Below are 21,417 nucleotides of genomic sequence, written 5' to 3'. Positions count from 1 at the left end.
GTTACGCTGCTTGTTCATGCTTAGTTTTTGCGACAACCATGGCTTTAAGTTCATCAGGGTCAAAATCATCAACGTTAATTGATTTCATGCGCCCAATCTCTGTACGTTCAAGTAAGCTTATCTCATCTTCACTTAAAATCCCAAGCGCCTTACCTTCTGCTGCTACTTTATCTAACCAGATAAAGGGAAGGCGTTTGCCCGCTGCTTTACACACTTTATCGTGTAGAGGCTCACAAGCAATAATGTCTTTAAAGGTTTGCTCTTGAATACCGACAGGGTTGTTTTCACATGCGGTTAAGAACTGACCTTTTGCTAGTCGGTCTCGGCTAGCACAAGGAGTTTGCATTATCTTAGCCACTTTATGATCTAGTATGTCACTTGGACGCTTAAGAGGGCGACCAAACGGGAACATAATAACGCGAAGCACGCGGCCTAAGCCCATAGGGAAGTTATCGAGTAAGTCATCTAACGAGTCTTGTAACTTGTACAATGAATCTTCAACAGCCCATTGTACTAGAGCAAGATCCTCTGTTTGACGGCCTTCATCTTGATAACGTTTTAGCGTGGCAGATGAGAGGTATAGCTGACTTAGTAGATCACCTAATCGAGCCGAGATACGCTCTTTTCGTTTGAGATCTCCACCCAGAGTCGCCATTGCTAAGTCTGATAGCAGTGCTAGATTGGCACTAAAGCGATTCATGTGTTGATAATAACGCTTTGTTTTATCTGAGTATGGGGCGTTAGAGAAACGGCTAGAGGTAAGCCCTAACCAGAAGCTGCGCACTAGGTTACTGGCGGTGAATCCAATATGACCGAATATCGCAGCATCAAAATCGTTTAATCCTTTCTCTGCATCAGTATCGAATGCTGATTCCATCTCTGCAAGTACATATGGATGACAGCGGATAGCACCTTGGCCATAGATGATCATCGAGCGGGTCAGAATATTCGCGCCTTCAACTGTAATAGCAATAGGTGCAGCCTGATAGCCTCTACCTAAGTAGTTATTCGGGCCAAGACAAACGCCTTTGCCGCCGTGGATGTCCATGGCATCGATAACACATTTTTGCATTCTGTCGGTAAGATGGAATTTAACGATAGCTGAGATAACTGAAGGTTTTTCACCCAGATCGATACCCGTGGTCGTTAAACTGGTGACCGCTTCCATTAGGTAAGCATTACCACCAATTCTTGCCATAGGCTCTTCGATGCCTTCAAGCTTGCCGATAGGGAGCTTAAATTGACGACGAATACGTGCGTAAGCGCCGGTAGCCACTGCGGCTGTTTTAATTCCACCTGCAGAGTTTGACGGTAAGGTGATGCCGCGTCCAACAGATAAACACTCAACCAGCATACGCCAGCCTTGGCCAGCCATTTCTGGTCCACCTATGATAAAGCTTAGCGGTACGAATACCTCATTGCCTCGTGTGGGGCCATTTTGGAACATACAGTTAAGAGGGAAGTGACGACGACCGGTTTCAACCCCATCAATATCAGTTGGTATTAGGGCACAGGTGATCCCCAGCTCCTCTTTATCACCCAACAGCTTATCGGGATCTTGTAGCTTGAATGCAAGGCCAAGCACTGTTGCAACAGGCGCAAGCGTGATATAACGCTTGTTCCAGGTCAGTTTCATCCCTAGCACCTCTTCGCCTTCCCACTGGCCTTTACACACGATACCAAAGTCAGGAATAGCGCCTGCATCTGAGCCCGCTTCTGGGCTTGTGAGTGCAAAACAGGGAACCTCTAAACCTTTTGCTAGTCTAGGGAGATAGTGGTCTTGTTGGGCTGGAGTACCGTAATGTTGCAGTAGCTCTCCAGGGCCTAAAGAGTTAGGAACACCGACAGTTGATGCAAGCTCGCTGCTAACGCCCGCAAGCTTCTGTAATACGCGAGATTGAGCATAGGCTGAATATTCAAGTCCGCCATATTTCTTTTTAATGATCATGGCAAAGAAGCCGTGATCTTTTAGATACTGCCAGATCTCCTGCGGTAGATCTCCCAGTTCATGGGATACTTGATGTTGATTAAGCATCTTACAGACCTCTTCGACTGGTCCGTCAAGGAATGCTTGCTCTTCAGCTGTTAAGCGCGCTGCTGGATAGTTATGCAGCTTTTGCCAGTCAGGTTTGCCTGCAAAAATGTCGGCATCCCACCAAGTTGTCCCCGCTTCGATGGCTTCCTTTTCGGTCGATGACATCTCAGGCATGATGCCACGATACATCTTGAGCATCGGCTTAGTGAGGAAGTTTTTACGAAATGAGCTGATGTTAAGTGGCAACGCGATAACTAAAAAGATAATCCAAGTTAAGGGACTAACAGCTTCAGCTGCTGTTCCGATCGTCAGGACGATTGCGGCGATGAAACTAGATGTAAGCAGAGATACTCTGAGGTAGGTTAAAGCACCTAACACAAAAAGCATCGCAAGAGTCCAAAGTAGGGTAGTCACTGTTATTCTCCTTAATAAGGCGGCCTATCGATTGGCTGTTAGCCAATTATTTATATTGATCGATATCACAATTATAGGTTGTGGTCAGACCTGTGTCGCATAAAATTTAAACCTATGTGTTATTTAATACAAGCATTATTTAAAACAAACGTTTAAATATTTTGTTTTTGTACAAGATTCCACTTTCTGCTTCAAATAGTTAGAATACAAAAAGGAAGTAAAAATAAAATAGGTTAATTTGATGTGTGAACTACTGGCAATGAGCGCAAATGTGCCGACAGATATTGTATTCAGTTTTACCGGCTTAGCGCAAAGAGGCGGTGTCACAGGGCCCCATGTTGATGGTTGGGGGATCACTTTCTATGAAGGTAAAGGTAGTCGAACGTTTAAAGACGCCTGTCCTAGTAGCGAATCTCATATTGCAAAGTTGATCCAATCCTACCCGATTAAAAGTGAAGTGGTTGTGAGTCATATTAGACAAGCCAATCGAGGTTGTGTTTCTCTAGAGAACACCCATCCTTTTACCCGTGAGCTTTGGGGGCGCTACTGGACCTATGCTCACAATGGGCAGCTTTCTGACTATGAAGATAAATTCATCGTGTCTCGTTTTCAACCAGTGGGAGATACCGATAGCGAGCAGGCATTTTGTTGGATTTTAGAGGAGGTCGTAAAGAAGTTTGGTGAACAGGAGCCTAAAGAGCTTAAACCCGTATTTACTTTTATTGCAGGTTTAGCGGACGAGATCCGAGCCCTTGGTGTGTTCAATATGATCTTAAGTGACGGCGACCACCTGATGAGTTATTGCAGCAATAACCTCTGTTATATCACCAGAAAGGCACCGTTTGGTCAGGCAAAACTTATCGATACTGATGTGGTTATCGATTTTAAAAAAGAGACCACGCCAAATGATATCGTCACTGTGATTGCAACACGACCGTTAACCAATAATGAAGAGTGGAATATATTGGGTGCTGGCGATTGGGAGCTTTTCTGTAAGGGAGAGAAGGTTTAAATCGATTTACCTCTTACCATTAGGAGTGGAAAATGAGTCGCTAAGTGTGATTAGTTTTCTTTATTAGAAATTTTTTCTAAAGGGCTTTTTAAAGTATAAATATTTAGGAAGCCTTTTCAATGTTAACTTTATACTATCTATTATAGTCATCATTGTTTATTAATGGATGATGCATAATAATTATTATTTCTTTCTGAATTGTAAGATGTAAACGTATGGCGTATTATAAAGTTGATATGTGTTAAAGTTCATTGTAAACGCAAGTTTGAAATAGTTCTTATATTGTCTTTATAAATACAGTCCCCATTGAGAATCCTGTTAAATAACTACTTTCTTAAATGATATTTTAAATTTAAATTAAAAATTACAAATATTTGATTAAATAGGTAAATACAGATTCATGCTGTTGTAACTCATTGTTATTACATGATATCAGTATGTTGTACTGAATAAGAAACCTTGTATCTTATGATTTGGTTAGTTAGGTTTAACTCATGTTAGGTGGGGTTTTGGCCAAAAAATTACTCTCGTTGGCACTCATAACTTTAAATTATTAAAGTAGGTTAATAGCTTTGCTGAAGTTTAAGCTACTCTATTTATTTTCTTATTTACAATATTTGATATTGTAATTTTAACAATAAGATCTATTTGATAAAAATGAAAGAGTTGAAAATGAAAAAAATAAAAAACTTTACGCTATTGTTTTTTCTGTCTTTGTGTCTAATTTCTTGTGGGGGGAGTGATAATGATGAGTCTAAACCTGATGTTACTTATATCCAGTATTATAATGCCTCTCCTGATAGTACGAGTACCTATCTTTCATTAACTAAGAAAAAGTATTCAAAAGTAAATTTTGGGTACGCCAATTCAAGAGTTGCTGTTACTACAGGGAGTAATAAACTTACTATTGTAGGTACCGATGCTAAAAACAAGGAGGTTAAATTTCATCAAAAGGATATAGACTTTGAGGCTCAATCATATCACCTCTTTGTTTTAACGGGGAAGTATGCTGACAGTGGCTTTCTAGATCTAAAATATAGTCAAGATAAGTTAATTAAAGAGAATGAAGAAAATAAAGAGAAAAAGATAACCAAAATGCAGGTTATTGCAGCCCATGTTAGCCAAGGTGTACAAGATTTCGATATTTATGTGGGTAAAAAAGAAGATGGATTTTCCTCTGCAAAGTATCTTGGAAAACTCAAATATCTCGGGGTTTCCTCACCGGAGATTTTAGTCAATGGTAAGTATGTTGTTTATCTCGCTAAAGCGGGAGGTAACGAGCCAATATTTACGACTAAGGAGATAGATTTAAAGTTACAGACTACATACAAATTAATGATAAGGCCTGGTTTTGGACAATCTAAGTATGGTGTGAAGTTAGATGTTGTTTCATCGTCAAAAACTGTTAGTTCATATCCAGATATCAACGAAAGCGTTCAGTTTAGGGTTTATGACGGCTTTGAGCATAGCGCACAGTTGCAAGTCATGCTTAAAGGAAAAGATGGTGAAGAGAAGAAACAAGATGTAACTAGATGGCAAGTTTCAGCTTTTACTCCTACAAAGTTTGGCGATTATGATGTAAGCGTTAGTGACCCGGTTACTGGCGAACAATTATTAGACAACTTATTAGTCACTTATAATCAAAGTGATTCAAAGACTATCTTATTTTACCCTACTAAAGAGAAGAAACTTAAAGCATCTGTTATTGAACATAATTTGACTCCGAGAAGCTACGAATATCAAGCTAAATTAGTGAATTTAGCGACTGATAAAAATGGGTTGGAAGTATATTTTGTTAGGAATAATGAAACTGTCGAAACAGCTAAACACTTCATAAAAAAGTGGAACTTTCTCAAAACGAAGTCTTTAACCCTACCAAGGGATAAGTACACAGTCACTTTAGTTGAGAAGAAAACTGATGGTACGTTAAATCTATTACACCGACAGACTTTAGAGTTAAAAGATAACTTGGACTACACACTTGTTTTAACACCCGATGCAAGTGAACAATGGGGGTATAGGTTGACTGCTTTTCAATAGAGTTGGTATGCATTGCCCATGAGCGACAACATTTTTGTGCCGTCGCTCATGCATTTATGATAGTGCTAGCTGTTTTTATGGATGTGTTGTGGGCTGTGGCTTAGAAGATACAGATGTGAGGTCTTGTTGTGGTTCGGAGAATCGATAGCTTAATAGTTTAATATCTAACTGTTTGCTGCCCTTTTCAAAGTGAGTAAGACGTACAGGAAGATAGGCTAGATCCGGTGCCATCCAGAAAAATGTTTGACGTTTTTTGCTGTCTCTTACCACTTCAATCTTGATGGTTTCGTAGCTGCCACTGTCAATGTTCATGCGCTCTTTGCCGACAACGCGGAAATCATATTCATCTATTTCCCCCTCTTTTACCATGGCGTAGTGGAGCTCTTTTTTTCCTTTAACCATATCGAGTCGGAATTGAAGTTGCGCCATGAGGGGATCATATAACACTTCTGTGTAGGGGAGTTTAGCTCGCTCATCTTTATAGCGACTGTGAACTACTGACTGCCCCTTGGCGAAGGCGGTTTGCTCCTGAAAACTTGGACCAGTACCTTTACGGTTATGGGTATAACGCATAGGCGTGAGTTGATCACCATCTAAGGTAAATTCACTGCGCACATTCCTCCTGTCAGAAAGGACAAGTAGGCTTACATCGCTGTCAAAACGATATTGATAGACATTGTCTTCGGCGACAGGAAGCTGATAGCGGGCTTTACCAAGTTCGATGTTGCCATAATTAACTTGATACTCAGCCGTTTGTGGTGTTAAAGGTGTTGGGGCAGCCGCAAGGGTGAAGCTGGCGCTTAGAAGATGTGCTGCGACGATTAGACGTTTACTTACAGACAAAAGCGATCTCCTCGACTCTGTTATTTAATGTGTACTTTACTGCGTTTTGCTCGTTACAGTCGTAAGAGGTGCATGGATGACAGATTAATTTGAGTGACAACAGGTTTATTAATCTTGCTCTTCTAACTGCCTTATAGCAAGTTTGTTGAGGAGGGCGATTAAAAAGGGATCTCGAACATAAGCGTAGCAAGATCTGGTTTCCACTCATATTGAGACAATAAAATCTTGCCTCGGTTCACTTCAACCCCATCAAGTCTTAATCGCTCCATCTGGTTTTGGTAGGCCTGGGTATTGCTCTCAAAAGAGATCTTTCCTTGGCTGTTAACTACTCTGTGCCAAGGCAATGTCATCTCTTTTGGTGCACGTTTCAATGCTGTAGAGACATATCGTGCTCTGCCTGGAAGACCTGCCAAATCAGCGACTTTTCCATATGAGCACACATAACCTTTAGGGATGAGGTTAACGATAAACCAAATTTTTTCGATTGGGCTAACAGTTACTTGTTTTGACATAGGCACTTTCTAAATAGGTACTTCTTAAATTGTTTCTCATAAATAGGTAGTCTCTAAAACAGATACCTTACTCACTTACTCATGTTTTTATCATAACCAGATATTGGGGGGGTGACTAGCTATATGCTACATAAACGCTTGAAGTTGATACATTCATTTGAATCATTGGTGAGCTGTGATTTATAGGTTACTTCATTGTAATATATGGTAAAAATCGTTGATGCTGTATATTTTAAACGTGATAATAGGATTTTTTCACGGTGTGACCAATGCCAAACCTTATTCGAGTGACTCTGCCATTAATGGCCGCTCTTCTCTCCACTGTTTCTCTCTCCGCTCAGGCTCAGCTAAACCGTCATATAGCGGATCCGCTTAATCTAAAAACATCCCTAGGTATTGGCTTTGATGCTGATGTGTTTAAGGTGGGTGGACGATTAGGGGGAGAGTCACAAAAGATCGAGTTACATACCAATATGGGAGGAGATAAATGGACACTATCTTATCTGTATGCGCCAGTATCTTCTGGCAATCGTTTAAATATCAGTGCCAAGGTTAATCATGGTAAAACAGACACTGAGATAGGTCGTCTGAGCCACTATCAGTATCAATTCGGGGTTATAAGTGAATATGTCGGTTGGTATGAGACATTGGTCTTTACTGAGCTTGCTGCAAATTATCTTAGTATTGATGAGCACTCAAGCAGTAACAGCTTTGCGGCAAATGCCAGCTTCTCTGTACTCAAGCCTTGGAGCGACCGATGGTATAATCAACTGACTACTCAAGCGAGTGCAGCCATTGATGGTCGTGAGCGCTTTGAGAGCGAAGCTTGGTTGTCACTGGGTTATCGCTTAAGCGAGCAATGGTCATGGGAGGTGAGGTATCGCTATGAAGCTCATCGTATTGATGAGATTGAGCATGAAGATACTCAATGGGTATTTGCACTGCAGTCTCAGTTTTAATTGAGTATTTAGTTCACAACAGAAGTTTAGGCGCATGGGATTAAGCGACATGCGCCCTTTAGAATCATTCTATACCCTTGCTTCCTCAACAGGTGATTGAGTTATCTGCTGCTCTACGAGCTTGCTGGCACTGAACTTATTGAAAAGTACTAGTCCAATGGCGGTGAGAAGCCCAAATCCTCCAATGATAAACCACATTAGATCTGGTCGACCTGCCTGCTTTGCAACTTCAGAGTAGAGATAACCCGAGAGCGGGCCGGCAAGTAGAAAGCCGATAGCCGATGATACGAAGTAGTAACCCATAAACATGGCTTTCTTATCTTGTGGGGCAAAACTGGCGACATATTCCTGACTTTTCGGTGATGCGACCATCTCACCAATGGAGAATACGAGGATGGAGGTCAAAACCATGATGCCGCCCATGATCATGCCGTGAGCAATCCCGCCTAGGGCCGTTCCAAGAGCCAAGATCACAGTTCCCCCCACAAGTACTGGCAATGCTTGAAAACGTTCGATGAAACGGCTAACAATGATCTGCAGCAGAACGATAGAGAGGAAGTTAAGCCCAATTAAGTATTCTGGGTTGACCTGTCTATGCTGATTGCCCCAGCTTTGGGCCAATTCGCTGGCTTTAGCGGGATCGATAGAAATGCTGGTGAGACCTTGAGCTAATTCATTTATAGGTACCATTACCTTTAGGTGAACCAGTTCGAAGTAGGCGTGTTTTACATTAATCTCTCCATTAGAAACAGCCTGGGATAGCCTTAATAACTCTGTTTGCAGCGCATTTAACTCGACGTGGGCAAAAAACTTCAGCAGCTGTGGATATTGCGCCAATATCGCGACGAGATCTGATGTATCGACAAAGTCGCGAATATAGATAGGTAAGGTGATAAATATTTGCTGATAGACCATCCAGAAGCCGGATAAGATCAAAAGATAGATGACGAAGGGTTTGTTTCCTACAGTGATTTTCTGTCTGTACCAAGGTCTATTTTTCTGCGTGTTGGCACTTAGATCCCAGAGATAGTGGCCCACAAACCAGCCAAGGTAGATGAGCAGTGTTTCATTGCCTGTTAGCCACTTAGCTCCATAAGCCATTAAGATCACTAATGAACCAAAAAAGAGGATAGCAAATCGTAGATTTCCGAGTACCTCTTGAATATCAGATAACACAGCTTTTAGTGGTTTTCCCTTTTGCTTAGCTTGATCTGTTGGCTCTTGATAAAAAAGTAGGGCAGGGATGAAGTTCACGGCGATCCAGAATGAGGACATAATAAAGACCCAATCCCAACTGATCGCACGCACATATCCGGCGATAAACGGACCAAGAAAGCCACCGATATTGACCATCATATAAAAAATGCCGAAACCTAGGCCTCGATTGGTTTCATCTGTTGTTCTAGCCACAGTGCCTGTTACCACGGGTTTAAAACAGGCTGCACCTAATGCAACTCCCATAAAGGCAATAAAGAAACCTGCAAAAGAGTCAACCTGACCAAGTAAGAAGTAGCAGGGACTCATGATGGCGTATGCAAGTAGGAACATTTTCCGGTATCCATATCTATCGGCCAGTGCGCCAGTAAGTACCGGGACCAGGTAGAGGAAGAAGGGGATCATCCCTTGTAATAGGCCTCGTTCCTGCTCACTAAACCCTAGTCCTCCCTGAAGTATTGGCGAGGTCATATAGAGTGATGACAGGGTAAAGAAGCCATACCAAGCCAAACGCTCAAAAATCTCCATGGTATTTGCTACAAAAAAGGTCTTTGGTAACGGAGTTCGTGCAACTTTAGTCATTTTTATTATTTTCGTATATTTTATACATTTTGTTATGCTAGCGATAACAAAAGGGTAATACAAGCGAGAAAGCCTGTTATTTATCGATAAAAATGCACGTTGCAAGCCTATGAAATTGAATATTTCGATTAGAACAATCTATTGTTAAAGTTGCCTTTAGAAAAAAATAAGTCATAATGACGCCAAATTTTTCTCTGAAATGTGATCTAAATGGCTGTACTCGATATTCTCACCATCCCTGATGAACGATTAAAAAGAAAAGCTAAACCGGTAACTGATATCAGCGCGGTGCAGGGTTTTATTGATGATCTATTAGAAACCATGTACCACACCGATGATGGAATTGGTTTAGCTGCAACACAAGTTGGCAGTGAACATGCGATATTGGTTATCGATCTGTCACCTGAAAGAGATCAACCTCAAGTCTTGATCAATCCTGAGATAGTCGCTGCAGAAGGCGAGTTTGTCGGTGAAGAGGGATGTTTATCGATCCCAGGTTACCGAGCTAAAGTGGCCAGAAATGAGAAGGTGAAAGTGACAGCCCTTGATAGAGAGGGAACACCTTTTGAAATTGAAACTGATACCTTTTTAGCGATAGTGCTTCAACATGAGATGGATCATCTCAATGGCGTCGTGTTTACCGATCACCTTTCTAAGTTAAAGCAACAAATAGCACTCAGAAAAGTGAGCAAATACGCTTAAAGTAAGCTGTGTATTTCAATTAAAAAGCCCATTATCTTTAGGTAATGGGCTTTTTAACGATATGAGCCGCGTTAACCGTTAACCGCTAACTGGGAAGATGTAAACTAATTTTTAAGCCGCCTTTATCTACATTTTCGGCAACAGCTTCGCCTCCTAACAGTTTCATGCTCTGTTTTACTATCGCTAATCCTAAGCCATAACCCCCTTGACTTGAATGCCTTGCATCATCCATACGAGTGAAAGGGTTAAATACGGTCTCTAACTCTGAGTGCTCAATCCCTGGGCCATCATCCATAATGGTAAGAACAACGCCGTTAGGGCTCTTAATGTAGCTCACTTCTATGGTGCAGCACTCTCCCGCATACTTAAGTGCATTTCTGAGTACGTTGTCTATGGCACGAGTCAATAGGCCTACATCAGTGATCAGAGTGACAGTGTCTGGCTGAGAGTGCCAGATAATGGTTTGTCCCGCTTTCGCCTCGAATTCAATATCGTTAAGTGATCTACTGCGGATCTCATTGATTGGAACTGCTTGTATGTTGAGATCAATATAAGCGTTGTTAAGTCGACTGAAGTTAAGCATGGTATTGATCAATGCTGACATCTCTGCATTTTCATGTTCAAGTCTATGTAACAGAGTAAGATGTGAGTCATTAAGTTGTTTGCTTAAAAGGTGAAGTGCCAGCTCTTGTCTAGCTAACGGGGTACGCAGCTCATGTGAAACATCCCTTAATAATCTTTGTTGGTTAAGCATCGACTGCTGAACTTGCTCAGCCATATGGTCAAACTCTGTGGCTAACTTATAAAACTCAGGCTCTTTGGTGGAGAAGTGCTGAGCAATACGGGTATTAAGATCTCCACTTGCTAATGCTTGTGTGCCAGCTTGCAGGTGTGTGAGCGGAGTGATTAAGTATTTGCTTAGGATGGAGCTAAACATCACGAGTACAGCAAAACCGACAAGTGTGCGGATTACCCATAAGCTACTACTTAGCTGTTGTGCTGGATGAAGTGCAGCATTGAGCTGCACCACTAACGTTAACTCTTGCCTTTTATTATTGATAAGGTGCTTACCCAAAGGAACAGCGATTAAGGGCTTTTGAACACGATCCCCCATCGGTTGTTTAAGCTGCTTTAAATACTTAAGCTTAAAAACAAAATGAGGATGCATCTCTCGCTTAGTGAGCGCTTGAAGATCGTTATTGAGAATAAAAAGCGTGAATACCTGCTGTTTTTCCCATTGAGTTAACCCCTCTATATCGCTGTTTCTAATAAAAACTTTTGCTTCACTGGCAAGTTCTGTGAGCTGCTCCTGTGTGGTTGAAGGTAAAGTGAGCAATTTATTTAATACCAAGCTTTCAATGGCGGTTGCTATCAGTAAAATAGCTAAAAGTGAGATGGCAAAATAGCTGAATAATTTAAACTGCAGATGTGAAAAAAGGCCTGATATTGGTAGAAGCATAGTAGATGGCTTACTTAAAGCGCCATGTAATGATAATTGTTCGCAATTATAACTGGGTCATAGCTTATCTGCTAGTAGAGAGTGCGAAGAGGAATATATTTAATGTTGGACCTAGATAGATGAAGGTTATTTTGTTAACCCATGAGAGAGAGGTTACGCGTTTAACCAATACAGGGGGCAAAGCGCTAGAGTTATTTCCACACTGGTGCTCACGCGTGATCTGGTCAAGAGTTGAAGCGGATGATGGGATAGTACATCTACTATCTAGTAACAAGGCGGCAGTGCTTTTTCCAAAACCTGTTTTGTCCAAAGAGACCGGTGATTCAATGCTTCAAACCCCAATGGAGGAGTTAAGCCTGTATTTGAATGAGATACCTGAAACTATCATTATTTTAGATGCAACCTGGCAAGAGGCGAGAAAGATGATAAGGCAGAGTCCCTATCTTGCCACTGCGAGCAAATATGCATTAACACAGGGAGGAGACTCTCAGTTTAACTTGAGGCGCAATCAGATCCCTGGAGGATTATGCACCTTAGAGTGTATTATCCAACTGTGTCATTCAGCCAAGATGACTGAAGAAGCATTGGAGTTGGAAGCTGCCTATATCGCATTAAATCAAAGATAATACAGCTTTAAAGCAAGGTGAGGTAGACACAGAGGAAGTGACTGATGGCGCCCGCGAGTACAAATAGATGCCAAATAGCATGATTATAGGGGATCCGTTTACCCACATAAAACACCACCCCTAGGCTGTAAAAAAGACCGCCAGCTAATAGAAGTTGAAACCCTAATGGCGACATTGCCGCTATCATATCACTCATTACGGTGACGCATAGCCAACCCATGGCGAGGTAAAGCATCACACTGAATTTTTTAAAACGATGAATAAACAGGGTTTTAAATAACACTCCCGCCACAGCCAAAGACCAGATCGCAATTAAAATAACAGTGGCTTGCTCACCTTTAAGTGCGATTAACATTAATGGTGTATAGGTTCCAGCAATAAGGAAATAGATAGCGCAATGATCGGCTATTTTCAGCCTATGTTTCCACTTTGGGTTTGAGACGCTGTGGTATGCCGTCGAGCAAGAAAAGAGTAAAATAATACTGCTACAGTAGATCACAACACCTAGCATCTGCACAGAAGTTAGCGTGTCTTGTCCTTTGATAACAGAGAAAATAAGCCCAATGATACCTGCGATAATCCCTAGGGCATGGCTGACGCTGTTTGCTAGCTCTTCATGAAGCGTATAGCCACTTGAATTAAGCACTTGCTCAGCAGGGGCTTGATGGCATATTTCCTGTGATGACATAGAGTAAATCAACTTCTGGTTAGACCTTTTTAACGAGTCTAACAGCAATAACTAGCTAACACTAGCATTGAGCGTACACGTGTAAGCTTATTTTTATTTATATGAATGAAGTTTTCACCTTTATCCTTTTTATGTGAGTTGACTAAGCAAAGGAAAATTATTCAATTCAAGGTTGAAGGAACTTTATATCCATATCTTTATCTTAATAGCAATTGGTATAGAGATATGTTCACTGTTTATCGGGTTGAGATAGGTGTCAATAAGCTCGATATAAATCGCCTTGATATAAATGGAATTGATATAACAAGAGATGGAAAGTAATCAACACAATAAACACTTGGTAAACGACCAAACTCCCCAAGATGACATCATCAAGAACTTAACGAAGAACTCAATTAAGAGTGATTTGAACTCTGTAGATGAGACTCATCTGTTGCCTTTTACAGCTAAACGTCAAGGTTCAACTGAGGATGAGTTGTTTCACTTAATCGATGACAGACTAGTGGGGGCAAGTTCTGAAGAGGAGCAATCTTCAGCTACTAGCTTTAGTACTAGTGGTATAAGTGTTAGGGATACAGAGATTGGTCAGCTACAGGCCTCTCAATTTATGCCCCACTATAGACAACTAACTCTTGTATTACTCCTCGTTTTTATTGGCCATTTTGTGTTGATTGGTATGTTGCATCATGTTTGGCAACCACAGACGTTAAAGCTTCCCGAGCATCAAGCGCCTAAACTGAACGCCTATATCTATTATGAGCCTAAAATTGAACCTAAAGTGATAAAAGAGGTTGTGGAGACTATTAAAGATACCGTGAAAGAGAACGAAAATGTTAGCCCTGATCCACTAGATAAATCTCTAGTCAAAGAGAGTGACCTCCCTCAAATCAGCAAAGATCAGGAGGAGGTTAGCGTTAAAGCACAACAGAATAAGCAACTAGATGTTGTCGCAGGTAAAGAGACTGATAATAGTAACGACATGGTAAGTGCGAAACCCGCGGGAAGTTTAAGTCAATCAACCCGCAGCTATTTTCAGCGCCAGAGAGAGCAAGCGCTTGATGAGCTTGTGATATCGCAGTCAGATAGATACACCAGAAAACGTTCGTTAAGTGAGATGGATGGCGATATGATCATCTTGTCACTTCCTGAGCATAATATTTGGGAAGAGACAAAAACCTTAGACAGTGAGTTGGATCCCAATCGAATCGTCAAACAAGGTTCTACCTGTTACCGGATAGTTAAAACTCCAAACCCACTTAACCCCCATGCAGAGAATTTAGGTTATCCATTTCGATGTGATGGGAAGTCATTGGTGTCAGATCTGCAAAAAGCGATTGCCAAGCAGGCAGAAAAGATGGGAATAAAACGCTAATCTTTTTATGAAATATTTTCACTCTAAATGTATAGAGTTAAATTCAATTCTGAATTTATATATTTTAATTAATTTTTATCAATAGGTTAGTTTTGATTAAAAGTTTTCACCGATGAATCATTTTGTTTGGTTTTATTGGCTTGTTTAGCTAACAGTTTTACGTTTATACTCTTTGGCATCTTGTCGGAGTGCCTAAAGGCTGAGACCGTTAATTCGGGATCCGTTGAACCTGATCGGGTTAATACCCGCGAAGGAAACAAGCATGATAAAAACAATTAATTCGAATGTGATATGAGCCATTAAATCATCATTCGATCTATTATTTTATCTGATGCATCTTCATTTTTTGTTGATGTACCTGCTATTCAACATCTCCTGGCAAGCAACTTCATTTCTTTTTTTAAGTGAGATTGCTTATGTCAAATCGTCGTCAAACCCGAGCTCAAGCTCAACAATTTATTGATACTTTAACACCACTTCAACACCCTAATTCAGAGAAGGTTTATCTGACTGGGAGTCGCGAAGACCTGCGTGTTGGTATGCGTCAAATTTTGCAATCCGATACTTTAGTCGGCGGCACCGAAGCCGATCCCATTCTTGAGTCTAACCCACCTTTAAAAGTTTATGATTGTGCAGGGCCATATTCGGATCCTGATGCAGAGATAAATGTACGCGCAGGCTTGAATAAATTTAGACAAAGCTGGATTGAGGAGCGAGCTGACACAGAGCAACTTGCTGGTGTTAGCTCAGGCTTTACCCAGCAACGTTTAGCTGATGATGGCTTGGATCATCTCAGGTTTGATTCACTGCTTCCTCCACGCAGAGCTCAATCAGGCAAGCGTGTGACTCAACTCCACTATGCAAGGAATGGAATTATCACTCCTGAGATGGAGTACATCGCCATCCGTGAAAATATGGAGCAGGCTGGGATCACCGATCCAGTTTTAAGGCAAAAAGCCAAAGGAGAAAGCTTTGGTGCCTCTATCGAGCAAGTGATCACCCCTGAGTTTGTGCGTCAAGAAGTGGCCCGCGGTCGTGCAATTATTCCTTTGAACATCAATCATCCTGAAGCTGAGCCTATGATCATTGGCCGTAACTTCTTGGTAAAGGTGAATGCCAATATCGGAAACTCTGCCGTGACTTCATCCATTGAGGAGGAGGTTGAGAAACTGGTTTGGTCAACCCGCTGGGGCGCAGATACCGTGATGGATCTCTCCACTGGCCGCTACATTCATGAAACCCGTGAGTGGATAATACGTAACTCTCCAGTGCCGATAGGAACCGTACCCATCTATCAAGCATTAGAGAAGGTCAATGGTGTTGCTGAAGATCTTAGCTGGGAGGTGTTTAGAGATACCTTGGTTGAGCAGGCAGAGCAAGGCGTTGATTACTTTACGATTCACGCAGGGGTTCTACTTCGCTATGTACCCATGACGGCAAAACGGGTGACAGGTATTGTGTCTCGTGGTGGCTCGATCATGGCTAAGTGGTGTTTGTCTCATCATAGTGAAAACTTCCTTTATGAACACTTCACAGAGATCTGTGAACTGTGCGCCGCCTACGATGTCTCGCTTTCATTGGGTGATGGCATGCGTCCAGGCTCTATCGCAGATGCCAACGATGAGGCTCAGTTTAGTGAGTTAGAGACCTTAGGAGAGCTGGTTAAAATAGCGTGGGAGTATGATGTTCAAACCATTATCGAAGGCCCTGGCCATATCCCGATGAACTTAATCAAGGAGAACATGGATAAGCAGCTAGCACTCTGTGATGAGGCGCCGTTTTACACTTTAGGGCCACAAACCACCGATATCGCGCCTGGCTATGATCATTTTACATCGGGGATCGGTGCGGCAATGATCGCATGGTACGGCTGCGCCATGCTCTGTTATGTTACCCCCAAAGAACACCTTGGTCTGCCCAATAAAGAAGATGTTAAGCAAGGGCTTATCGCATACAAAATTGCCGCTCATGCTGGTGATGTGGCTAAAGGGCATCCAACGGCACAGATCCGTGACAACGCGCTCTCTAAGGCAAGGTTTGAGTTCCGCTGGGAAGATCAATATAACTTAGGACTCGACCCTGAGACAGCTCGCGCTTATCACGATGAGTCTCTGCCTCAAGAGTCGGCAAAAGTGGCTCACTTCTGCTCCATGTGTGGGCCTAAATTCTGCTCTATGAAGATTAGCCAAGAGGTACGTGATTACGCCGCATCTCAAGAGGTTGAGCTGCAATCTCATGCCAGTTATCAGGCTAAAAGTGCCTCAGAAATAGAAACTGGAATGGCGCAAATGTCTGCAGAGTTCAAGGCTAAAGGCGCAGAGCTTTACCATGAAACGGCTGTCGTTGATGAAGAACTCGCGGACGCAGAGGCTTAATCGATGGCAAACTCAACACTGAGTTCTTCAGTTAATAGGCCTGTAGTGTGGACGATTGCAGGCTCCGATAGTGGTGGCGGGGCAGGCATACAAGCTGATTTATTAACCATGAACGATCTAGGATGTCATTCTTGTAGTGTCATCTCCTGTGTTACTGCGCAATCTTCTGTGGCCGTTAATTTGGTTGAGGCTGTTTCCCCTCAAATGTTTCAGTCACAGCTTGATACCTTGCTACATGATCTGCCACCTGTTGCGATAAAAATTGGGCTGTTGGCAAATCAAAGTCAGGTTTTGATGTTAGCGAGCTGGCTAAGGGAAACGTTAGCCGAGTACTGTAAGCAAGCAGGTGTTGAGGTTAGTGTGATCCTCGACCCTGTGATGTTTGCTACCTGTGGCGATAATCTAAATTCAAGTTTAGATTTTTCGCCATTTAAAAATTTACTCACCTTAATTACGCCCAATATTACCGAGCTAGCCGCGCTGGTGGAGATAAAGGCTAAGCCTGATCCTGCAATGAGTGAAGCAGAGTCATTTTTAGTCGATCAAGCTGATTGTGTATTGGCGGCTGAGCAATTATCAGAGCAACTTAACTGCCATGTATTAGCAAAAGGAGGCGATCTCGGACCTACTTGGCTTAGGGATTGTGCTCAAGATATTTTTGTCTGTAGAGAGGCGAAAGGAAGCTCTATTTTTCATCAAGGAAGAACCTTTCTGCTATCTGGTCCACGTATAAACAGTGACAATACCCATGGCAGTGGTTGCACTTTAAGCTCAGCTATTGCCAGTGTGATGGGACAAGGTTATGTGCTTCATGATGCGATCGTGGTAGCAAAAGCCTATGTTACAGCTGGGATCGCAGCGAGTTTTCAACCAGGAAGTGGGGCTGGAACGCTCGCTCGTACTTCTTGGCCATCAGATCTGACACTCTACCCAAGTATCTCTGCATTGGACTCCGGCCCATCGCTGCCAGATAGAATCAAATTTAAGCCAATTGTTGAGCGCTTGGGTCTTTACCCTGTTGTTGCTGATTTGAGGTTATTACACTCCTTACTTGAAACGGGGGCTAAAACCATTCAGCTCAGGATAAAAGAGGGATTGGCTGATGATATTGAACAGCAGATCTGCTCGGCGATTCAGTTAGGTCGAGATTATAAAGCCAAGCTGTTTATCAACGATCATTGGCAACTTGCACTTAAGCATGGGGCTTATGGAGTACACCTTGGGCAGGAAGATCTTTACACGGCAGATTTGACCAAGATAGCGAGTGCGGGTATCGCGTTAGGTGTGTCGAGTCATAGTTATTTTGAACTGCTACTTGCTCATCAGATTGCTCCATCATATATCGCTCTAGGACATATATTTCCGACTACTACAAAGGTGATGCCATCTAAACCTCAGGGTCTTAATAAACTCAGTCGATATGTTGAGCTGCTAGGCTCTCATTACCCTTTGGTCGCCATAGGTGGCATTGATGAGTCGAAACTTGAAGCGGTAAAGCACACGAGAGTTCATGACATTGCTGTGGTGAGGGCGATCACTCAAGCTGGAGATCCAGCTGGTGCATTTAGGATGCTTGCTCAAAAGTGGGAGGTGTGTAATGCCACTGTGTGACAGTGATTTTATGCGCTACTCGAGACAGGTCTTGTTACCTGAAGTGGGTGAGCATGGTCAGCTTGCTCTTAAAAGTGCCAAGGTGTTACTGGTTGGTGTTGGTGGTTTAGGTCAGCTTGCGGCTCAGTATTTAGCAGCTTGTGGTGTGGGAAAGCTTATTTTAGCTGACGATGATCGGGTTGAAGTTTCCAACTTGCCAAGACAACTTCTCTTTGATGATGATGATATCGGTGAGTATAAATCTAAATGCGCGAGTTTGAAGTTGATGCAAAGGAAGCCGACATGTGAGGTTCAAAGCATCACGCAGCGGTTATCAACTAAGAATATCAACAGATACATAGAAGGGGTCAACCTAGTGCTCGATTGCAGTGATAACTTGCCAACGCGGCACACTGTAAACCAAGCCTGCATTGAGACTCATACGCCATTGGTCACGGCATCCGTAAGCCATTTCAGTGGTTTTCTCTTTGCGGTTGATATGCAAAGAGCGTCTGAGGCGGGTTGTTATCACTGCCTGTTTCCCCATGACACACAAGTCACTCAAAACTGCAGCACAGCAGGAGTACTGGGTCCTATGGTAGGGACGCTAGCTTCTATGCAGAGCCTTATGGCGATGAATATTCTGCTGGGAGTGGGCAAGCCATTTGGGAAGCTGCTTAGATTTGATGGGCTCAAGTTTTCTTGGTATGAAGCACAGCTTAGTCAAGACCCTGCTTGTCCCGTGTGTCGAAACCATATTCAGACGCGGCAGTATAACGCTCGTTGCTTAGAGGAAAACTGATGGAAAGCGTGAATATCTATATAAACGATGAGCCCTTAACAATCTCAAGTAGCCAAAGTTTTAAGGCGCTCGTTGATGGTCAAGGGGTAAAGATTAAATCTGTGGCTCTGGTGTGTAACTCAGTGCTCGTTCCGAGAGCAGCTTGGCAGGAGAGATGCTGTAAAGAAGGCGATAAAATAGAGATCTTCTCTGTAGTAGCAGGAGGCTAATATGTTGAAAATAGCGGAACATGAGTTTCATTCAAGATTGTTTACAGGCACGGGAAAGTTTTCATCCTCTAAGACGATGTTAGCGGCGATTAGAGGTTCTGAGTCTGAACTGGTCACCATGGCGATGAAAAGGCTAGATCTTAAAACTGGCAGTGATGATATCTTATCGCCTCTTTTACATAGTGGCGTTAAGCTTTTGCCCAATACTGCCGGCGCAAGAAACGCAAAAGAGGCGATATTTGTCGCTGAACTTGCTCGAGAAGTGCTTAATACCAATTGGATTAAGTTAGAGATACACCCTGATCCTAAATATTTAATGCCTGATCCTATTGAAACATTAGAGGCGGCGAGGGAGTTATGCGAAAAGGGGTATGTGGTTCTGCCCTATATTCATGCCGACCCTGTGTTGTGTCGACGTTTAGAGGAGGTTGGGTGTGCGGCTGTGATGCCTCTGGGGAGCCCTATTGGCTCTAATCAGGGGCTAGCTACTGAGCCATTTCTTAAGATCATCATCGAGCAGGCGAATGTTCCTGTGATTGTTGATGCGGGGATCGGTGCACCGTCTCAAGCGCTCAGAGCGATGGAGTTAGGTGCTGATGCAGTGTTGGTCAATACAGCGATAGCAAGTAGCGCCGACCCAATAGCCATGGGGCAATGCTTCGCTCAGGCTGTGCAGACTGGCAGGGCTGCATACCTTGCAGGGCTGGGGCAGGTGAGTCAGCAGGCTATCAATACCAGTCCACTAACGGGGTTTTTAAATGATCAGTAAGCCTCAAGTATTCTTTAAATTAACGACGGCATTTAAATGAGCTTTCTTAGTTATTTACAAGGGCTATCACGTGAAAAGTTATCTCTAAAACTTTACTCATGCACGGGGAAAGATGTTGAGCAGGCGTTGCAGCATCCGGAAGGTTCCTTAGAGAGCCTACTGGCGCTTTTATCTCCAGCTGCAGAGCCTTATCTGGAACAGATGGCGCAAACCTCCGCACGTCTCACTCGCCAACGTTTTGGGGCGAATATTGGTATGTATTTGCCGCTATACCTCTCTAACCTGTGTGCGAATGAGTGTGATTATTGTGGCTTTAGCATGAGCAATCGCATTAAGCGTAAGACCTTGAGTCTAGATGAGTTAAATGCTGAGATGCGAGTGGTAAAAGCGATGGATTATGACTCAATATTGCTGGTTTCAGGTGAACATGAAACTAAAGTTGGCATTGATTACTTTAGCTCAGTTCTGCCAAGCGTTAAAAGTCAGTTCAGTTATGTGGCGATGGAGGTTCAACCACTCAAAGAGGCTGAATATTCCCAGTTGGCAGGACTTGGGCTCGATGCCGTGATGATCTATCAGGAAACTTACAACCCGCAAACCTATGCCGAGCACCACACACGAGGAAATAAACAAAATTTTGAGTATCGTCTCGAGACTCCTGAAAGGGTGGCTAGAGCAGGTGTCGATAAAATTGGTTTAGGTGTACTGCTTGGTTTAGATGACTGGCGTTTGGATGCACTGTTATTGGGCCACCATTTAACTTATCTTGAGTCTCATTTTTGGCGAAGCCGCTACAGTGTATCGTTACCGAGATTACGCCCCTGCACAGGGGGGATATCACCTAAAGTAGAGCTAACTGATAGAGGGTTGGTACAACTAATTTGCGCATTTCGACTCTTTAATCATCAGCTTGAGATCAGTCTATCGACTAGAGAGTCGGCTGAGTTACGTAATAATTTGTTCGGTTTAGGGGTGACTCAGTTAAGCGCAGGCAGTTCAACACAGCCCGGTGGCTACTTATTGCCTGATACTCAGCTTGATCAGTTTGAGATAAGTGATGAGCGTACACCTGTTGAAGTTTGCGTGGCAATGAGAGATAGGGGGTTTAATCCTGTTTGGAAAGACTGGGAATCAGCTTGGGTATAGCAAGTGTTATAGCTATGGACAGGCATAAAAACAGCGTTAACACTGTACTTTTTAGTTGGGGTGGTCA

General features: G+C 42.8%; 18 protein-coding genes and 1 riboswitch. Of the genes, 12 read left to right on the top strand and 6 right to left on the bottom strand.

Going from position 1 to position 21,417, the window contains the following annotated elements; all coding sequences use genetic code 11:
- Position 1 precedes the first annotated feature (1 nt).
- A complete protein-coding gene (gene fadE / locus SWOO_RS13420) occupies positions 2–2,449 on the bottom strand; it encodes an acyl-CoA dehydrogenase FadE (RefSeq protein WP_012325221.1) in 2,448 nt (815 codons plus the stop codon).
- Between the two features lie 241 nt (positions 2,450–2,690).
- Between fadE and SWOO_RS13415 the strand changes: the two genes are divergently transcribed.
- Both SWOO_RS13415 and SWOO_RS13410 read left to right on the top strand, forming a co-directional pair.
- Positions 2,691–3,461 (top strand): class II glutamine amidotransferase, encoded by a 771-nt coding sequence (locus tag SWOO_RS13415; RefSeq protein WP_012325220.1) that lies wholly within the window; start codon positions 2,691–2,693, stop codon positions 3,459–3,461.
- A gap of 672 nt (positions 3,462–4,133) precedes the next feature.
- Complete coding sequence (locus SWOO_RS13410; protein WP_041417644.1) at positions 4,134–5,501, top strand: hypothetical protein; 1,368 nt, start codon at positions 4,134–4,136, stop codon at positions 5,499–5,501.
- Positions 5,502–5,576: 75 nt separating this feature from the next.
- Here the strand turns inward: SWOO_RS13410 and SWOO_RS13405 are convergent, their stop codons facing one another.
- Complete coding sequence (locus tag SWOO_RS13405; RefSeq protein ID WP_012325218.1) at positions 5,577–6,344, bottom strand: DUF3108 domain-containing protein; 768 nt, start codon at positions 6,342–6,344, stop codon at positions 5,577–5,579.
- A 158-nt stretch (positions 6,345–6,502) separates the two neighbouring features.
- Positions 6,503–6,856 carry an MGMT family protein gene (locus tag SWOO_RS13400; RefSeq protein WP_012325217.1) on the bottom strand — a complete coding sequence of 118 codons (354 nt, stop codon included), beginning with the start codon at positions 6,854–6,856 and terminating at the stop codon, positions 6,503–6,505.
- A gap of 269 nt (positions 6,857–7,125) precedes the next feature.
- On the opposite strand from SWOO_RS13400, the gene SWOO_RS13395 reads away from it, so the two are divergent.
- On the top strand, positions 7,126–7,815 hold the full coding sequence (locus SWOO_RS13395; protein ID WP_012325216.1) for a hypothetical protein: 690 nt from the start codon (positions 7,126–7,128) through the stop codon (positions 7,813–7,815).
- A gap of 69 nt (positions 7,816–7,884) precedes the next feature.
- On the opposite strand, the gene SWOO_RS13390 is transcribed toward SWOO_RS13395, so the two are convergent.
- Positions 7,885–9,612: an MFS transporter gene (locus SWOO_RS13390; RefSeq protein WP_012325215.1), complete on the bottom strand. Its 1,728-nt coding sequence runs from the start codon at positions 9,610–9,612 to the stop codon at positions 7,885–7,887.
- A gap of 210 nt (positions 9,613–9,822) precedes the next feature.
- Between SWOO_RS13390 and def the strand changes: the two genes are divergently transcribed.
- Positions 9,823–10,314 carry a peptide deformylase gene (def, locus tag SWOO_RS13385; RefSeq protein WP_012325214.1) on the top strand — a complete coding sequence of 164 codons (492 nt, stop codon included), beginning with the start codon at positions 9,823–9,825 and terminating at the stop codon, positions 10,312–10,314.
- A gap of 85 nt (positions 10,315–10,399) precedes the next feature.
- On the opposite strand, the gene SWOO_RS13380 is transcribed toward def, so the two are convergent.
- Entirely contained in the window at positions 10,400–11,773 is a 1,374-nt protein-coding gene (locus tag SWOO_RS13380) for a HAMP domain-containing sensor histidine kinase (RefSeq protein ID WP_012325213.1), read from the bottom strand.
- A 119-nt stretch (positions 11,774–11,892) separates the two neighbouring features.
- Here SWOO_RS13380 and SWOO_RS13375 point away from each other — a divergent pair, with 119 nt between their 5' ends.
- Positions 11,893–12,399, top strand: coding sequence for a DTW domain-containing protein (locus SWOO_RS13375; RefSeq protein WP_012325212.1), 507 nt, complete (start codon positions 11,893–11,895; stop codon positions 12,397–12,399).
- Positions 12,400–12,406: 7 nt separating this feature from the next.
- On the opposite strand, the gene trhA is transcribed toward SWOO_RS13375, so the two are convergent.
- The gene (gene trhA, locus SWOO_RS13370) at positions 12,407–13,087 is read right to left on the bottom strand and encodes a PAQR family membrane homeostasis protein TrhA (protein ID WP_012325211.1); all 681 of its coding nucleotides are present in this window, start codon (positions 13,085–13,087) and stop codon (positions 12,407–12,409) included.
- Positions 13,088–13,397: 310 nt separating this feature from the next.
- Between trhA and SWOO_RS13360 the strand changes: the two genes are divergently transcribed.
- The 7 genes from SWOO_RS13360 (at position 13,398) to thiH (ending at position 21,350) form a co-directional block, all read left to right on the top strand.
- On the top strand, positions 13,398–14,459 hold the full coding sequence (locus tag SWOO_RS13360; protein WP_012325210.1) for a hypothetical protein: 1,062 nt from the start codon (positions 13,398–13,400) through the stop codon (positions 14,457–14,459).
- Positions 14,460–14,633: 174 nt separating this feature from the next.
- Positions 14,634–14,732, top strand: a riboswitch (TPP riboswitch).
- Positions 14,733–14,875: 143 nt separating this feature from the next.
- Complete coding sequence (thiC, locus tag SWOO_RS13355) at positions 14,876–16,834, top strand: phosphomethylpyrimidine synthase ThiC (RefSeq protein WP_012325209.1); 1,959 nt, start codon at positions 14,876–14,878, stop codon at positions 16,832–16,834.
- Positions 16,835–16,837: 3 nt separating this feature from the next.
- The gene (gene thiE, locus SWOO_RS13350) at positions 16,838–18,445 is read left to right on the top strand and encodes a thiamine phosphate synthase (protein WP_012325208.1); all 1,608 of its coding nucleotides are present in this window, start codon (positions 16,838–16,840) and stop codon (positions 18,443–18,445) included.
- Entirely contained in the window at positions 18,432–19,226 is a 795-nt protein-coding gene (locus tag SWOO_RS13345; protein WP_012325207.1) for a HesA/MoeB/ThiF family protein, read from the top strand. Before thiE ends, SWOO_RS13345 begins: the two co-directional genes overlap by 14 nt.
- Positions 19,226–19,435, top strand: coding sequence for a sulfur carrier protein ThiS (thiS, locus tag SWOO_RS13340; protein WP_012325206.1), 210 nt, complete (start codon positions 19,226–19,228; stop codon positions 19,433–19,435). The genes SWOO_RS13345 and thiS overlap by 1 nt, the downstream gene beginning before the upstream one ends.
- A gap of 1 nt (position 19,436) precedes the next feature.
- Entirely contained in the window at positions 19,437–20,204 is a 768-nt protein-coding gene (locus SWOO_RS13335) for a thiazole synthase (RefSeq protein ID WP_012325205.1), read from the top strand.
- A gap of 36 nt (positions 20,205–20,240) precedes the next feature.
- The gene (gene thiH, locus SWOO_RS13330; RefSeq protein WP_012325204.1) at positions 20,241–21,350 is read left to right on the top strand and encodes a 2-iminoacetate synthase ThiH; all 1,110 of its coding nucleotides are present in this window, start codon (positions 20,241–20,243) and stop codon (positions 21,348–21,350) included.
- The last annotated feature ends 67 nt before the right edge of the window (positions 21,351–21,417 follow it).

Origin of the sequence: Shewanella woodyi ATCC 51908 (genome assembly GCF_000019525.1) — a bacterium.
GTDB lineage: Bacteria > Pseudomonadota > Gammaproteobacteria > Enterobacterales > Shewanellaceae > Shewanella > Shewanella woodyi.
Note: the sequence above shows the minus strand (reverse complement) of the source record. Positions and strands in the feature narration are given on the sequence as shown.

Coding starts and splice junctions, on each gene's coding strand:
- SWOO_RS13415 (WP_012325220.1), top strand. CDS start 2,691: ATGTGTGAACTACTGGCAATGAGCGCAAATGTGCCGACAGATATTGTA.
- SWOO_RS13410 (WP_041417644.1), top strand. CDS start 4,134: ATGAAAAAAATAAAAAACTTTACGCTATTGTTTTTTCTGTCTTTGTGT.
- SWOO_RS13400 (WP_012325217.1), bottom strand. CDS start 6,856: ATGTCAAAACAAGTAACTGTTAGCCCAATCGAAAAAATTTGGTTTATC.
- SWOO_RS13395 (WP_012325216.1), top strand. CDS start 7,126: ATGCCAAACCTTATTCGAGTGACTCTGCCATTAATGGCCGCTCTTCTC.
- SWOO_RS13390 (WP_012325215.1), bottom strand. CDS start 9,612: ATGACTAAAGTTGCACGAACTCCGTTACCAAAGACCTTTTTTGTAGCA.
- def (WP_012325214.1), top strand. CDS start 9,823: ATGGCTGTACTCGATATTCTCACCATCCCTGATGAACGATTAAAAAGA.
- SWOO_RS13380 (WP_012325213.1), bottom strand. CDS start 11,773: ATGCTTCTACCAATATCAGGCCTTTTTTCACATCTGCAGTTTAAATTA.
- SWOO_RS13375 (WP_012325212.1), top strand. CDS start 11,893: ATGAAGGTTATTTTGTTAACCCATGAGAGAGAGGTTACGCGTTTAACC.
- trhA (WP_012325211.1), bottom strand. CDS start 13,087: ATGTCATCACAGGAAATATGCCATCAAGCCCCTGCTGAGCAAGTGCTT.
- SWOO_RS13360 (WP_012325210.1), top strand. CDS start 13,398: ATGGAAAGTAATCAACACAATAAACACTTGGTAAACGACCAAACTCCC.
- thiC (WP_012325209.1), top strand. CDS start 14,876: ATGTCAAATCGTCGTCAAACCCGAGCTCAAGCTCAACAATTTATTGAT.
- thiE (WP_012325208.1), top strand. CDS start 16,838: ATGGCAAACTCAACACTGAGTTCTTCAGTTAATAGGCCTGTAGTGTGG.
- SWOO_RS13345 (WP_012325207.1), top strand. CDS start 18,432: ATGCCACTGTGTGACAGTGATTTTATGCGCTACTCGAGACAGGTCTTG.
- thiS (WP_012325206.1), top strand. CDS start 19,226: ATGGAAAGCGTGAATATCTATATAAACGATGAGCCCTTAACAATCTCA.
- SWOO_RS13335 (WP_012325205.1), top strand. CDS start 19,437: ATGTTGAAAATAGCGGAACATGAGTTTCATTCAAGATTGTTTACAGGC.
- thiH (WP_012325204.1), top strand. CDS start 20,241: ATGAGCTTTCTTAGTTATTTACAAGGGCTATCACGTGAAAAGTTATCT.